We start from the raw sequence: 14,054 nt of genomic DNA on the forward strand, positions 1-14,054 counted from the left end.
ATATAATTGTATCACCACTGATGATAAATTGTACTAATTCCACAAAGTTAGGCTGATTAATAAGGACTCACATGCAAGCACACGGTATTAAACTTGATGACTTAGATAAAGCCATCTTAAAGACTTTAATGGAAGACGCTCGTACTCCTTATGCCGAAATGGCTAAACAATTCGAGGTTAGCCCCGCAACGATCCATGTTCGAATCGAAAAAATGAAGTCAGCGGATATAATTCAGGGTACAGAAGTGATCGTCGATACCAAAAAGCTTGGATACGACGTCTGTTGCTTCATCGGCATTAACCTTAATGCAGCACGTGATTACCATTCTGCGCTAGAAAAGCTCAATGCGCTTGAAGAAGTGGTTGAAGCTTATTACACCACAGGAGCCTATAATATTTTCGTAAAGCTCATGTGTCGCTCTATAGAAGAGCTACAGTACGTTTTAATCGATAAGTTACAGGCGATTGATGAAGTGCAATCGACGGAAACTTTAATATCTTTGCAAAACCCAATCAACCGTAACGTCAATCCATAAAAAAACTCGCCTAGGCGAGTTTTTATTATTCAGTATCGAGCAATTACTTCGATTCTAAATATTGCTTTAGATCATCGACAGAGATGCCTTGCTCAGCTATCTCTTTGGCTAAAGATTCAATCTGTTCACCTTTGCGTGAATCAATCACTTGCTGAAACTGATAAACCATATCACGCAAGACTGGCAGTGGTACTTGTTTTGCTGCACTTCGAATGCGTTCACCACTTTGACTGCCTAGCTCACTCAAAAGTTTACCAAACATAATTTTTTCTGGAGTATCTTCCAATTGCTCCAATACACGAGCCATCTCGTATGTTGTCATTGACATCGTTGTGATTTATCCACAGAACTCGATATAAGAAGCTCAAATATACATCGTTTGGTTAGATTATCAAGGCTTGTCAGACTCGCTAAGCCGTTGCATGGTGCCAAGTTTTCCCGACCCTTGACCATAGAATGGCCAGCGCAGGAGCAACTATCAGCATTAAGGTCGCGATCATGACATGAGGTTCCATACCTAGTCGCTGAACGCTACCAACCACTAAGCCGGAACCACTCATCTGAAATAGTCCAAGTAATGCCGCCGCTGTACCCGCTTTATCACCAAAAGGTGCGAGTGCCTTTCCTGCTGATGCACCAAGTATCCAGGCAAAACCTACAGATGATATAAAGATAGGGAACATAAAGGCAAAAGCAGTAGAATGTCCGATTAGAGCAAGCATAGTGACACCCGCGATAGCTAGAGTAATGATACCGACCGACAGCGTTTTGTGAGTGCCAAATTTGTCCATAAACTTAGGTGCACTCATACAAGCAACAATGTTAAATGCTGCATTGATACCGAACCACATAGTAAATTGGTTCATTGACAGACCGAGGTTTTCCATCAACACAACAGGCGCAGACGTCACATAACCAAGAATCACTGCCATAGCTAACATACATAGTGTTGCATGGAAGAGGAATGTAGGCGTTTTGATCACATCCAGATAACGGTTAAGCTTAAACACAGGCTCTTTGCTTAGCTGTGGATTCGTCTCCTTTAAACCAAGCCAAAGCATGGCCAGTACTACAACAGCAAAACCAGCCATAAAGCTAAAATTTGCTCGCCAACCGAACTGCTGTGTTAACCAACTCCCCAAGATTGGAGCAAGTGCAGGAATAAAACATATTGCACCATTTAGGTAGCTAATCATCTTACCGCTTTTCTGCGGACCAAAAATGTCGCGAACTGTTGCAAAGGCTGCTACCGATGTCGCGCACGCACCTAAGCCTTGTAGCAATCGAGACATAAGCATCCACTCTATATTTTGAGCACTCCACGCCAATAAAGCGCTCACTGCGTAGATACTAACACCTCCCAATGCAACAGTTCGACGTCCTAACTTGTCTGCTAAAGGACCTGCAAACAACTGTCCTACCCCCATAGCAAACAAAAACCAAGTAATTGTGTCTTGAGCAAGAGCATGTTCCACGTGGAACGCAGTTGAGATCATTGGTAGTGCAGGCAAGTAGATATCTATCGCCAATGGGCTGAATAGAACCAGTAGTGTAAGCAACACTAACTGTAATTTACGAGGGGAACTTTCATTTGCCACTTGCACTACGAACTCCGATGCACTTGATGAATTTGTCCATATACTAAGCTAAACTAGATATGCCAACCAATGACATATAGTCATCAATATTATTCCAATAGAGAATTTCTATGAATATTGAGAAGCTAGCTCGCATCGATCTTAATCTATTGGTTTGCTTGCGGGTGCTAATAGAAGAATTGAATGTAACACGTGCAGCACATAGATTATGTTTAAGTCAATCAGCTGTCAGCAAAAGCTTAGCCAAGCTAAGAACCCAATTTGATGACCCGCTTTTCGTTCGTCATGCTCATGGGCTAAAGCCAACACCTAAGGCCCTGTTTCTCAAGCCCAAGCTTGAAATTCTTATTAACCAACTCGAACAACTTACCCAGCCTGAACAGTTTTCAGCGAGTTCGAGTGACTATCGCTACCAAATTGCCGCAGTAGAAAGCGTTTACCCGTTAATTCTTCCCCACTTTTTGCCCGAGATTTTTAAACGTGCACCTGGTGTAACCATTAGTACTCACGCATGGGCCGAAGAAACATTTAAACAATTACAACGCGGAGAAATTGACCTTGGGATTACTGGTAAGGATATTGACATAAACGACGCTAAGTTAACCATGCTTCCACCGAGTGATATTTGCGAGCAAGAGATCTATCGTGACAACCAGATGTGTTTAGTACGAAAAGAACATCCAGCGCTTAGCCAACATTGGAACTTGGAAAACTACCTTTCTCAACGCCACGTACAAGTTAGATGCGATGGTAACGAACGCTGGCTACTCGACTATCGATTAGCGGATATAGGTAAAGAGCGTGATATCGCTATTACTGTGCCTGATTTCAACAGTGCAGCTAGCCTCTGCTCATATACTGATTTCGTGTTTACTGCACCAAGCCATTTCGTCAAACTTGCTTCGAAGCAACTCAGCTTAACTGTTTTGCCACTACCGATGGAATTTCCTCCTATGGCTTATACGTTGTTTTGGCACCGAGACAGAGAAAATGACCCAGCTTTGTCTTGGCTACGGCAAATTATTCGTGACAAAACCACAGCACTTAGACAATTTGCAGGCTGACAGCAAAAAGAGTAGCTTATTCGCATCGTCCACTTAACGTCACTCACGCCGACATGGACGCCTTACTAATATGAAGGATTAACACAGATGCTTACAACAATAGAGCAACGCCTATCCGCAATTCGTGACTGGCTAGCCCAGCACAACATTGATGCCTTGCTTGTCCCACATGAAGACGAATACCTAGGCGAATACGTACCAGCACATAATGAGCGCTTACATTGGCTAACTGGCTTTACTGGTTCAGCAGGTGTCGCCGTTATAACTCAAGACAAGGCAGCGATCTTTGTCGATGGTCGCTACACGGTGCAAGTGACCAAACAAGTTCCTGCCGATCTATTCGAGTACCGTCACTTAATTGAAGAACCTGCGCTAGATTGGATTAAAGACCAGCTAACTAGTGGAGCTTGTGTAGCAATCGATCCTCGTATGCACAACTCAGCTTGGTTAGACATGGCACAAGCAAAACTAGCAGAATCACTTGAGCTTAAGACTCTTAACGGCAACCCAATTGATGAGCTTTGGCTTGATCGCCCTGCTCCTGTGGTTTCTGACGTTCGCCTGATGGCAACAGAAGCAGTTGGTCAATCTAGTCAAAGCAAACGCCAACAAATTGCTGATTTAATAAAAACAACAGGCGCAGACAGCGCAGTGATTACTGCACTAGACTCTGTTTGTTGGTTACTTAACGTGCGCGGTCTTGATGTATCACGCCTGCCGGTTCTTCTTTCTCACGCGATTCTTCATTCAGACTCAAGTGTAGAATACTTCCTCGACCCTGCTCGCCTACCGAAAGGATTTGAAGCTCATGTAGGTAATGGTGTAAGTGTACATCACCCAGAAGCACTGCAAGCAAGACTAGAAAGCTTGTCAGGTAAGAAAGTGTTGGTTGACCCAGCGACAAGCAGCGCATGGTTTAAGCTGGTTCTACAAAATACTGGGGCGACTGTATTAAGCGCTGCGGATCCATGCCTAATGCCAAAAGCTGCTAAGAACGCTGTCGAAATTGCAGGAATGAAAGCGTGTCACATTCGTGATGGTGTGGCGATGAGCAAGTTCCTAAGTTGGTTAGATGCGGAGGTAGCAGTCGGCAACCTGCATGACGAAGCGACACTATCTGACAAGCTAGAAGCGTTCCGTAGCGAAGACCCTACTCTAATGGACCTTAGCTTCGACACGATTTCAGCAGCAGGCGGAAACGCGGCAATGTGTCACTACAATCATGAGAACCAACCGGAACCTGGTAAAATTGAATTAAACACACTTTACCTCGTAGATTCAGGCGGCCAGTACCTAGATGGCACAACAGACATCACTCGTACAATCGCGATCGGTCAACCATCACACGAGATGATTAAGCAATTCACCCTCGCTCTAAAAGGTCATATCGGTGTTGCTCGTGCTCGATTCCCTAAAGGTACTCGTGGTTACCAAATTGATACGCTCGCTCGTCAGCACCTATGGGCTGAAGGCTATGATTACGATCATGGTACCGGTCATGGTGTTGGTCACTTCCTAAGTGTTCATGAAGGGCCCGCTAGTATTTCCAAGAGACAAATCGATGTTCCTCTTACAGAAGGCATGGTGCTATCGAACGAGCCTGGTTACTACCGCGCTGATGCATTTGGTATCCGTATCGAGAACTTAGAGCTTGTTGTCGAAACACCTACCAATGGTGACTTCCCTGTTCTATCTTTTGAATCGCTAACACGCTGCCCGATCGACAAGCGTAACATCAATGTAGATATGCTGACTCGACCAGAGTTGGCTTGGCTGAATGACTACCACCAAAAAGTCTGGGATGAAATCAGCCCACTAGTTGAAGGTGAAGTGAAAGAATGGCTTCGTCAGTCAACCTTGCCACTGACTCATGGCTAGAAACTGGATAACTGGATAACTGGATAACTGGATAACTGGATAACTGGAAAGAATAGAGGGTTGATGTGATGCATCAACCCTCTTTATTATTGTTAGTTGTGTTTCACGTGAAACACCAATTCTTAAGATAGACCTGAATAAGCAGAGTGCCAATCTCGCCAAACGGGGTCAAACCCTTTAGCGCGAATCATATCTTCGACTGTACCTGCACTTCGCTCATCACAAATTTCAAATTGCTCCAGTTCAGTGTCATCCATCGCATAGCCACCTGGTTGAGTTTTTGATGCTGCAGACATGGTTGTGATCCCCAAGGGTAAGACATTATCTCTAAATTTTGGTGACTCACGAGTCGATAGAGACAACTCTACTTCAGGATTCAACAAGCGATAAGCACAAATGAGTTGGACCAATTGTTTATCTGTCATCACCGACTTTGGCTGAAGCGCTCCCTCACATGGACGCAATCGTGGGAACGAAATCGAGTAACGAGTTTGCCAATAGGTGCGCTCTAGATAATCGAGATGCGCCGCAACATAAAAGCAATCAGTTCGCCACTCTTCCAAGCCAATCAAGGCACCGATACCAATCTTATCTATGCCCGCTTTTGCCAATCGATCCGCAGTATCTAGTCGGTACTCAAAATCCATCTTGTTACCACGCAAGTGGTGCTCAGCATAGGTAGATGGATGATATGTTTCTTGATACACCATCACGGCGTCCAACCCTAAGGTCTTTAGTTCAGCATACTGATCTTGATCGAGCGGCTGAACTTCCATCGCCAAATAGTTAAAGCGCTGCTTTATCATTGGCACCATTTCACGGAAATAGTTCATGCCCACTTTGGTTTCGTGTTCGCCTGTTACTAGCAAAACGCTATCAAACTTCATTCGTTTGATCGCTTCCACTTCCGCAGACACTTCATCTTTGTTTAGAGTACGACGCTTAATACGGTTCTCCATCGAGAAGCCACAATAAGTACAAGCATTGGCACACAAGTTAGACAGGTACAGGGGAATATAGAGTGACATAGTATTGCCAAACCGTTTACGAGTTGCCGTGTAAGACAACTGAGCCATCTGCTCCAAATAGGGCTCGGCAGCAGGCGAAATTAATGCCTTGAAGTCTTCTAAATTACGCTTGGGTTTATTCAATGCACGTTCGACTTCTTGCGCCGTCTTGGCATAGATCGACATCGAAATGTCGTCCCAATTGAGCTGCTTAAATTGTTCAACGAAACTCATTTTATTCTCGCTTAGAACTTATAGCTCATCTAAAAATGAAGTCAGTGGACTCGATGCGACTGCTTGAGACACCTTACCTGCGAGACCCGCTTCATAGGCCATACGCCCCGATTCGACCGCCATATTAAATGCCTGTGCCATCGCAACTGGATCGTTTGATGCAGCAATAGCTGTGTTAACAAGTACCGCATCTGCGCCCATTTCCATTGCCCGCGCGGCATGTGAAGGCGCTCCAATACCTGCGTCCACAACCACAGGAACATTAGCCTGGTCGATGATAATCTCTAGGAAGTCGTGAGAGACGATGCCTTTGTTTGATCCTATCGGCGCGCCTAATGGCATTACTGCTGCACAGCCCACTTCTTCCAACCGCTTACACAACACAGGATCTGCATGGCAGTAAGGAAGCACAATAAACCCTTCGCGAACCAATTGTTCGGCAGCAGCAAGTGTTTCAATTGGGTCCGGCATCAAGTACTTAGGATCAGGGTGAATTTCTAATTTTAACCAGTTTGTCTCCAACGCTTCACGCGCTAGTTGCGCGGCAAAAACAGCGTCTTTCGCATTCTTCGCACCAGAAGTGTTCGGTAGGAGGTTTACGCCCGATTGCACTAGCGGCTTCAAAATATCATCTTGCTGATCGTTTACGTCAACGCGCTTTAACGCCATGGTCGCTAATTGAGAGCCTGAGGCTTGAATCGCTTGCGCCATTAATTGGCTATTAGCAAACTTGCCGGTTCCTGTGAACAGGCGTGATTCGAACAGTTTATCACCAATTTTAAGCATCGACTTTAACCCCCTGCGATAGCTTGAAACAAAGAGATGCTATCTCCCTGCGAAAGTACTGTACTCGCCCACTCACTGTGCGGCACAACATTGTTATTAATTGCAAAAACACACCCCATTTCAGGCAGCTCAAACTGGCGAATGATTTGCTGTAGATTTGACGCACTGGCAACTTGATGTGATTGGTCATTGATGACAATAGTGATCACATCGAGTTCTTCGGCAAGTGCTTGTGTTGTTTGTTGTTCTGATAACGCCATTGCTTCCATCTCTCTTATTTCCAATCGTTACTTTAAGTAGACCTATTGGATGTTTTGCTCTGTTAACTTGCACTCTAATCTTGAGCGCAAACTTGGCACTGTTTGTCTTTGCTTATCCCCATAGTTCGCCACTGCATTTTCAAACCATCAAAAAGATGCAGCTTGGCGACCTCGACATGAAACTGGCCGGTAGCAAGTTTTTGTATCGCCGCCAATGCTTGGTAATTACCAAGTGTGCCCACCACAGGGCCAACCACACCACTGTCACTACATTTCTGCGTATGTGGCAGTTCATCGAATGGATACAAACAGCGATAACAAGCCTTACCTTCTTGTCCGTCAGCACTACTATTCGCTTGATAGTCAAAGACAACAAATTGGCCTTGCCAGCCAATCGCGGCTGCAGATATCAGTGGCTTTGCTTGTTCAAAACAAACTTGGTTTATTAGCTGACGAGTTGGCATATTGTCAGTGCAGTCCAACACGACATCCGCCAGCATAGCTTCAAGCTGCAACTGTGCCTTATCGAGCCGCTTGTGAAGTGCTCGAACTTGGATCATGGAGTTAAGTTCAGAAAGCTGTTTGACTGTCGCTTCCGTTTTAGCAAGCTGGAGATCACGTTCACGATAGATGATCTGACGTTGTAAGTTGCTACTATTGACCTCATCATCATCAACGACCACTAACTTACCGACCCCCGCCGACGCCAAATAGAGACTCGCAGCACTTCCAAGTCCGCCACAGCCAATTATCAATACATGCGACTTGCTCAGCCTCTCCTGACCACTTTCAGCGATTTCTGGCAGAGCGACTTGACGCTGATAGCGGAGGTATTGCTGATCAGTGAGCATGTTGTTCTCTCTCTTCATTAGTTGCTATCGAGATTGAATCAGTAAACGCTGACTGCCTTTCCTTCATCAGCTGGTTGAAAAACTCAATCACAGGCTCAGGTGACTGTGCCAATGTAATCGCTCTAACGACCGCCAAGCTCGAAACGCCTGTTTGCCAAACTTGGTCTGCGTTCGATTGGTCAATACCGCCGATTGCTACCGTTGGATAACCAAGAGTCAAACCACTAGTGCTCTCTTGCGTGCAAGGATAAGGAATACTATCAATCAATTTTTGATATAGAGCTAAGCGAACTAAGCCTTGTGGCTTCGATGGCATCTGCTTAGTGGTGGTTGGGAAGATATGTCCCAGCGCAATGTAGCTAGGGTGGATTTGCACAATACGAAGCAACTCATAATAGCCATGGGTAGAAAGGCCTAAACGAATGCCAGCTTTGGTTAGCTGAGCCAAGTTTGACTCTTCTATATCTTCTTGCCCAAGATGAACACCATAAGCACTATGCTTGATCGCTAACTGCCAGTAGTCATTAATAAACACTTGCGCTTGATATTGGCGACCGAGTTCAATCGCTCGAATGATCTGTTGTTCCAAATCGGCTTGCTGCGCGTTCTTGATTCGCAGTTGAATAGTGTTGATACCTAACGGCAGTAAGCGTTCAATCCAAGCAACATCATCTACTACTGGGTAGAGCCCTAAACTCTGCTTAGTTAAACTAGGAAAGCAGACACTCTCCCCTTGCGCAGACCACCCGACTTGTATGCCAAGTCGGCTATCTTCTAGTACTGGAGTTGGGAACTGATTGAATTGCTCAGCCCACTGAGTCAAAGATTTCTCATTCAACGCTGTTTCACGTGAAACATTCGCTTGTTGAGTTGTCATTCCTCGCGCGAGTGTTAACGTATCTTCGACAGGAAAGTCGAGTACGGTCAATACAACTATCCAAGCAAAGTGATACTCAGGCTCAAATACAGAATTGAGTTTAGACCTAACGGAAAGTGCTCTCACTTCGTCGTTAATGGGATGACGCCAGACATCAAGCTGAAGCACTTCATCCCTTTTATCACAAGCCAAACCATCAGCAATACCAATAAAGATAGCGTTGGAAGACTGCTTCGCACAGGCTTCTACCGATAAAGCAGAGCGGTAATAAATAGCAAATGAGCAATCTGACTCACAGTCATACCCCTCAATGAGATCGGTAGCGACATGCGTAATCTGTTGGTCGCGAACAAGCTGAACAGACTGAGTTGGGCTGACACCCAACTCAATCTCTTCGATGCAAAAACCCTGTTCTTTCGCCAACAACAAACATTGCTGAACTAAGCCTGTTAGCTCAATCAATGATGACGGAATTAGGATTTTGCTCATTAGTCACTTACCTCTGCATGAGCTGCTGGGTGGTATAGCTCAGAACCAGTCTCTCGGAATTCTTGCGATTTTTGGCGCATGCCTTCTAGTGGATCGTCGAGCATTTTGATCGAGATAGCTTGGTCAGCCGCTACTTGATCAGTATCTTTCGCGTATTCACGAACTTCTTGTGAAATCTTCATAGAGCAGAATTTAGGTCCACACATTGAACAGAAGTGTGCAACCTTTCCAGACTCTTGAGGCAGGGTTTCATCGTGATAAGCTCTAGCGGTATCAGGGTCTAGCGATAGGTTGAACTGGTCTTCCCAGCGGAATTCAAAACGCGCTTTAGAGAGCGCATTATCTCGAACCTGAGCACCAGGGTGACCTTTGGCTAAGTCAGCCGCATGTGCTGCGAGCTTATAGGTAATCATACCCACCTTAACGTCTTCTTTATTCGGTAAGCCAAGGTGCTCTTTTGGTGTAACGTAACAAAGCATCGCACAGCCATACCAACCGATCATCGCGGCACCAATGCCAGATGTAATATGGTCATAGCCAGGTGCAACGTCGGTTGTCAGTGGGCCAAGGGTATAAAATGGTGCTTCATGGCAGTGTTCTAACTGCTCTTCCATGTTCTCTTTGATCATGTGCATTGGTATATGGCCAGGACCTTCGATAATGACCTGTACGTCATATTCCCAAGCAATCTTGGTTAGCTCACCAAGAGTACGAAGCTCAGCAAATTGCGCTTCATCGTTCGCATCGGCTACTGAGCCAGGACGTAAGCCATCGCCAAGAGAAAGAGCCACGTCATACTTGGCACAGATTTCACAGATCTCGCGGAAGTGAGTATATAGGAAGCTTTCCTGATGATGCGCTAAACACCATTTCGCGATAATAGAACCACCACGAGAAACAATGCCAGTAACACGTTTTGCCGTCATAGGCACATAGCGAAGCAGTAAACCTGCGTGAATAGTGAAATAATCGACGCCCTGCTCTGCTTGCTCAATCAAAGTATCGCGCATCACTTCCCAGTTGAGGTTTTCCGCAATACCGTTCACTTTTTCAAGCGCTTGGTACATTGGCACAGTACCGATCGGCACGGGGCTGTTACGTAGAATCCACTCACGAGTTTCGTGAATATTGCGACCAGTAGACAGATCCATAACAGTATCGCCACCCCAGCGAGTCGCCCATACTAGTTTCTCAACCTCTTCCTCAATTGAAGATGTCACTGATGAATTACCGATATTAGCGTTTACTTTAACTAAGAAGTTACGCCCAATAATCATTGGTTCAGATTCTGGATGGTTAATATTGGAAGGGATAATCGCACGACCTTCTGCTACTTCTTTACGAACAAATTCTGCAGTAATGTCTTTGGGTAAATTGGCCCCGAAGCTTTGCCCTGGATGCTGTTGATTCAACACCTCATCGCGATATTGAGCACGGCCCATGTTTTCACGCAGGGCGATGTATTCCATCTCAGGGGTAACAATGCCTTTGCGCGCATAGTGCAGCTGAGTGACACACTGACCATCTTTAGCACATCTAATTCGCGGCAAATTGCCATAACGTAGCTCATCAAGTGTCTCATCTTCTAAGCGCTCCTTGGTGTATACCGAGCTAACATCTTCGAGTAATTCAGTATCGGCGCGTTCCTCTATCCAACCTTCTCTTAGCTTTGGTAGGCCGCTGTAAAGGTCAATAGCGTGTTCTGGGTCAGTGTAGACGCCAGAGGTATCATAAACACGTACAGGCTCATTAGGTTCGAAAATAGGCGCTTCTTTTGTACCTCCGATAAGACTATCCGCGAGCGAGATTTCCCGCATAGGTACACGAATATCTGGGCGTGAACCCTCTACATAGACTTTGCTTGAATTTGGGTACGGCTGTACCGAAAGTGTATCAATGAACTGTTTTGCTTCCAGTCTCGCTTGTTTGCGACTCGACATAGCATTTTTCCTTGCTTTGTTATTCTTAGATAAAAAGTAATGGGATAAAAATGCTTGGCGGAAAGATGCGACAAGAGGAATCGAATTATGACCTTATTAGTGTGCACTAATGGTATATAACAACATTCGACTATTTGATAGGTAACCAGACAAAACTCTGGTGTAGATATCTTCTCTTGTTCCCTTCGCAGATTCTAATCTGATCAGGTTCAACGGATCCCGAATAAACGGTCTCAGCCTTATGGCACTCCGACAAGTAATTGCAGTATATAAAAACGGCTTAGGTAAACCAAGCCGTGATGAACAATAATTAGCTAAATTTTAACCAACATTAGTTCTTAATGAGTATTTGAAAACCAATCCATGCAGCAGAAATGCTTAAAAAGACATTCAGCAACACGTTCAAACCCATCTTAAAAAATGCTCCTTGCTGCATTAGAAGCACATTATCCATAGAGAATGTAGAGAAGGTGGTTAGCGCGCCAAGAAAGCCCAATCCGATAATTTGGCGCCATGGTTCGGTAGCTAGCATCTCATTTTCAAAAGCCGCAATAAGCAAACCCATAATGAAAGAACCGACCACGTTAACAGTTAGCGTACCGTATGGAAAGCCACGCCCAAGAAGCGCAACACAAAACTCCGAAACAAGATAACGAGAGCATGCTCCAAATGCACCACCGAGTGCGATAAAACCCAAAATTGAAAACTGACCCATAATTCCTCCGATTGACTGGGTGTATTGTAGCCAAAATACACGCTTGCGGAAGATCATAAATTAAGATTTAGCCATTGCTAACTGCAAACTTTTTAAAAGTTACAGGAGTCACTTTACTTCAATATACCCCATTAGTCCGGTTTTCATGTGCTCTATCACATGACAGTGATACATCCAACGCCCTGGATTATCCGCCACAAACGCTGCGATAGCCGTACCGTTTTTGCCTAGTAAAACAGTGTCAGTGTGGAAAGGCTGCTCGACCTTTTTACCATTGAGATCTAATACTGTGAATGTATGGCCATGGATATGAATTGGATGGTGATACTGAGTGACATTCTTGAGATAGAAAATATAAGTTTTACCCAGTTGTAATGAAGCTAGTGGCGCGGGGATATTATCTTTCGACATCCCTTCCCAAGCCCGTTTATTGGTTAACCAAAACTTAGGAACAGACTTACCATCTTTCCCAACCGGTGAAATTGCCCCTTCCCATTCAAATACGAAATCAATTTTCTCCGCATTGGCTAAATCAAGATCAGGCACTGGATTAAGAGGAAGATGAGGGATCGGCTTGTGATCGGAAAGATCAGACCTGATCGCTTCAAACTCACACAAAGGAAAGGGAAATCTACCCTTCATATATCGGACATAAACGGACTCTCCTTGCTTCGGAGCTCTTAAGGCAAGGTCAACCCTCATCCCTGGGCCAATTTTATGTTGAGAGAGCTTATAGGGTGTTTTAATCGGGTTACCATCAATGGCTACCACCCATGCTTCGGCTCCTTCAATAGCAATCGGATAGGTAATGGTATTATCGACGTTTGCGATACGCAGCCGAGTAGTGGCATTTTCCTTTAATTGATACTTAGGCTCATGTACACCGTTAACGCTACTCCACTCTCCGGGGGTTCCCATTCTGGCGCTAAGACGAGGGATCATTAACTGTTTCCACTGCCCCTGCTTATCAAGGTGCCAGTGCTTAAGCATTAACTCGTGTTCTTCATCAAACTCTACTGGAACCGCTTCTTCGACGATGATCAGCCCCACTAACCCCATACCAAGTTGTTTGACGCTATTCATATGCGGGTGATACCAGAATGTACCAGCATCAGGCGGGGTAAAGCGATACTCGAAAGTTTCACCTGGCATGATTGGCGCTTGGCTTAAGAATGGCACGCCATCCATTTCAATTGGAATTCTTAGCCCGTGCCAGTGAATCGTAGTTGGCTCTGAAAGCTTGTTGGTAAATCTGATCGTGACTTCCTGCCCTTGACGGCAACGAATCGTCGGGGCTGGAATCTCACCATTAAATCCAAGTACATTCGTTGTATAACCAGGTACAAGTTCAGCCGTTGCGGGCTCTGCAGTGAGATCATAAACAAACTCACCTTTATCATTGTTAGCTCGGGTTAAAGTACATGCAGGCAGTACACTAAGCGCAGAAAACGCTAATCCAGTTTTGATAAAATGACGACGAGAGAATTCCATAATCTATTAGACTTTTGAATGAATAAGTAACTAAAGTAACAAATTGGTGGGAATAATTCTCAATAACGTAGGTAGTTTGAGAACTGGGAGTTGAGTAATTGCCTCTTCGAAAACAAAAAGGCTCCAGCATTGCTGCTAGAGCCTTAAATATGGCAGGGGTGGAGAGATTCGAACTCCCAACACGCGGATTTGGAATCCGCTGCTCTGCCAATTGGAGCTACACCCCTGTAGAATCTTTCAAATTATAGATTCGAAAAAACCTCGCCTTAGCGAGGTTTCTAAATAAATGGCGGAGCGGACGGGACTCGAACCCGCGACCCCCGGCGTG

At 45.1% G+C, this 14,054-nt stretch carries 13 protein-coding genes, 1 tRNA gene and 1 riboswitch; of the genes, 3 read left to right on the forward strand and 11 right to left on the reverse strand.

Translation table 11 applies throughout. The features are described 5' to 3' along the window. The first annotated feature begins 71 nt into the window (after positions 1 to 71). The gene (gene asnC, locus APB76_RS04315) at positions 72 to 536 is read left to right on the forward strand and encodes a transcriptional regulator AsnC (RefSeq protein ID WP_045954511.1); all 465 of its coding nucleotides are present in this window, start codon (positions 72 to 74) and stop codon (positions 534 to 536) included. Between the two features lie 43 nt (positions 537 to 579). Here asnC and tsrA read toward each other — a convergent pair whose 3' ends face one another. Continuing rightward, complete coding sequence (gene tsrA / locus APB76_RS04320) at positions 580 to 864, reverse strand: H-NS-like global regulator TsrA (protein WP_049846340.1); 285 nt, start codon at positions 862 to 864, stop codon at positions 580 to 582. Between the two features lie 82 nt (positions 865 to 946). Beyond that, positions 947 to 2,140: a multidrug effflux MFS transporter gene (locus tag APB76_RS04325; RefSeq protein ID WP_049846339.1), complete on the reverse strand. Its 1,194-nt coding sequence runs from the start codon at positions 2,138 to 2,140 to the stop codon at positions 947 to 949. Positions 2,141 to 2,244: 104 nt separating this feature from the next. Between APB76_RS04325 and APB76_RS04330 the strand changes: the two genes are divergently transcribed. Continuing rightward, a complete protein-coding gene (locus tag APB76_RS04330; protein ID WP_049846338.1) occupies positions 2,245 to 3,198 on the forward strand; it encodes a LysR family transcriptional regulator in 954 nt (317 codons plus the stop codon). Between the two features lie 87 nt (positions 3,199 to 3,285). Further along, positions 3,286 to 5,076 (forward strand): aminopeptidase P family protein, encoded by a 1,791-nt coding sequence (locus APB76_RS04335; protein WP_054963177.1) that lies wholly within the window; start codon positions 3,286 to 3,288, stop codon positions 5,074 to 5,076. 122 nt (positions 5,077 to 5,198) lie between these two features. On the opposite strand, the gene thiH is transcribed toward APB76_RS04335, so the two are convergent. From thiH to APB76_RS04380, 9 genes are all read right to left on the reverse strand, one after another. Further along, positions 5,199 to 6,317 (reverse strand): 2-iminoacetate synthase ThiH, encoded by a 1,119-nt coding sequence (thiH, locus tag APB76_RS04340; protein ID WP_054963178.1) that lies wholly within the window; start codon positions 6,315 to 6,317, stop codon positions 5,199 to 5,201. An 18-nt stretch (positions 6,318 to 6,335) separates the two neighbouring features. After that, positions 6,336 to 7,103: a thiazole synthase gene (locus APB76_RS04345; RefSeq protein ID WP_054963179.1), complete on the reverse strand. Its 768-nt coding sequence runs from the start codon at positions 7,101 to 7,103 to the stop codon at positions 6,336 to 6,338. Between the two features lie 5 nt (positions 7,104 to 7,108). Continuing rightward, on the reverse strand, positions 7,109 to 7,363 hold the full coding sequence (gene thiS / locus APB76_RS04350; protein ID WP_049846415.1) for a sulfur carrier protein ThiS: 255 nt from the start codon (positions 7,361 to 7,363) through the stop codon (positions 7,109 to 7,111). A 74-nt stretch (positions 7,364 to 7,437) separates the two neighbouring features. Next, entirely contained in the window at positions 7,438 to 8,214 is a 777-nt protein-coding gene (locus tag APB76_RS04355; protein WP_054963180.1) for a HesA/MoeB/ThiF family protein, read from the reverse strand. Continuing rightward, positions 8,204 to 9,580, reverse strand: coding sequence for a thiamine phosphate synthase (locus APB76_RS04360; protein WP_054963181.1), 1,377 nt, complete (start codon positions 9,578 to 9,580; stop codon positions 8,204 to 8,206). Before APB76_RS04360 ends, APB76_RS04355 begins: the two co-directional genes overlap by 11 nt. Next, complete coding sequence (gene thiC / locus APB76_RS04365; protein WP_054963182.1) at positions 9,580 to 11,520, reverse strand: phosphomethylpyrimidine synthase ThiC; 1,941 nt, start codon at positions 11,518 to 11,520, stop codon at positions 9,580 to 9,582. The genes APB76_RS04360 and thiC overlap by 1 nt, the downstream gene beginning before the upstream one ends. A 163-nt stretch (positions 11,521 to 11,683) precedes the next feature. After that, positions 11,684 to 11,782: riboswitch (TPP riboswitch) on the reverse strand. A 69-nt stretch (positions 11,783 to 11,851) separates the two neighbouring features. Further along, the gene (gene crcB / locus APB76_RS04370; protein ID WP_049846331.1) at positions 11,852 to 12,235 is read right to left on the reverse strand and encodes a fluoride efflux transporter CrcB; all 384 of its coding nucleotides are present in this window, start codon (positions 12,233 to 12,235) and stop codon (positions 11,852 to 11,854) included. A 108-nt stretch (positions 12,236 to 12,343) separates the two neighbouring features. Beyond that, complete coding sequence (locus tag APB76_RS04375) at positions 12,344 to 13,726, reverse strand: multicopper oxidase family protein (protein ID WP_054963183.1); 1,383 nt, start codon at positions 13,724 to 13,726, stop codon at positions 12,344 to 12,346. A gap of 150 nt (positions 13,727 to 13,876) precedes the next feature. Further along, positions 13,877 to 13,953 (reverse strand) — tRNA-Trp (locus APB76_RS04380). Positions 13,954 to 14,054: the final 101 nt, after the last annotated feature.

Origin of the sequence: Vibrio bivalvicida, from assembly GCF_001399455.2 — a bacterium.
GTDB classification, from domain to species: domain Bacteria; phylum Pseudomonadota; class Gammaproteobacteria; order Enterobacterales; family Vibrionaceae; genus Vibrio; species Vibrio bivalvicida.

Bases quoted from the DNA above. Each gene is read 5' to 3' on its own strand.
- asnC (WP_045954511.1), top strand. From the start codon at position 72: ATGCAAGCACACGGTATTAAACTTGATGACTTAGATAAAGCCATCTTA.
- tsrA (WP_049846340.1), bottom strand. From the start codon at position 864: ATGTCAATGACAACATACGAGATGGCTCGTGTATTGGAGCAATTGGAA.
- APB76_RS04330 (WP_049846338.1), top strand. From the start codon at position 2,245: ATGAATATTGAGAAGCTAGCTCGCATCGATCTTAATCTATTGGTTTGC.
- APB76_RS04335 (WP_054963177.1), top strand. From the start codon at position 3,286: ATGCTTACAACAATAGAGCAACGCCTATCCGCAATTCGTGACTGGCTA.
- thiH (WP_054963178.1), bottom strand. From the start codon at position 6,317: ATGAGTTTCGTTGAACAATTTAAGCAGCTCAATTGGGACGACATTTCG.
- APB76_RS04345 (WP_054963179.1), bottom strand. From the start codon at position 7,103: ATGCTTAAAATTGGTGATAAACTGTTCGAATCACGCCTGTTCACAGGA.
- thiS (WP_049846415.1), bottom strand. From the start codon at position 7,363: ATGGCGTTATCAGAACAACAAACAACACAAGCACTTGCCGAAGAACTC.
- APB76_RS04355 (WP_054963180.1), bottom strand. From the start codon at position 8,214: ATGCTCACTGATCAGCAATACCTCCGCTATCAGCGTCAAGTCGCTCTG.
- APB76_RS04360 (WP_054963181.1), bottom strand. From the start codon at position 9,580: ATGAGCAAAATCCTAATTCCGTCATCATTGATTGAGCTAACAGGCTTA.
- thiC (WP_054963182.1), bottom strand. From the start codon at position 11,520: ATGTCGAGTCGCAAACAAGCGAGACTGGAAGCAAAACAGTTCATTGAT.
- crcB (WP_049846331.1), bottom strand. From the start codon at position 12,235: ATGGGTCAGTTTTCAATTTTGGGTTTTATCGCACTCGGTGGTGCATTT.
- APB76_RS04375 (WP_054963183.1), bottom strand. From the start codon at position 13,726: ATGGAATTCTCTCGTCGTCATTTTATCAAAACTGGATTAGCGTTTTCT.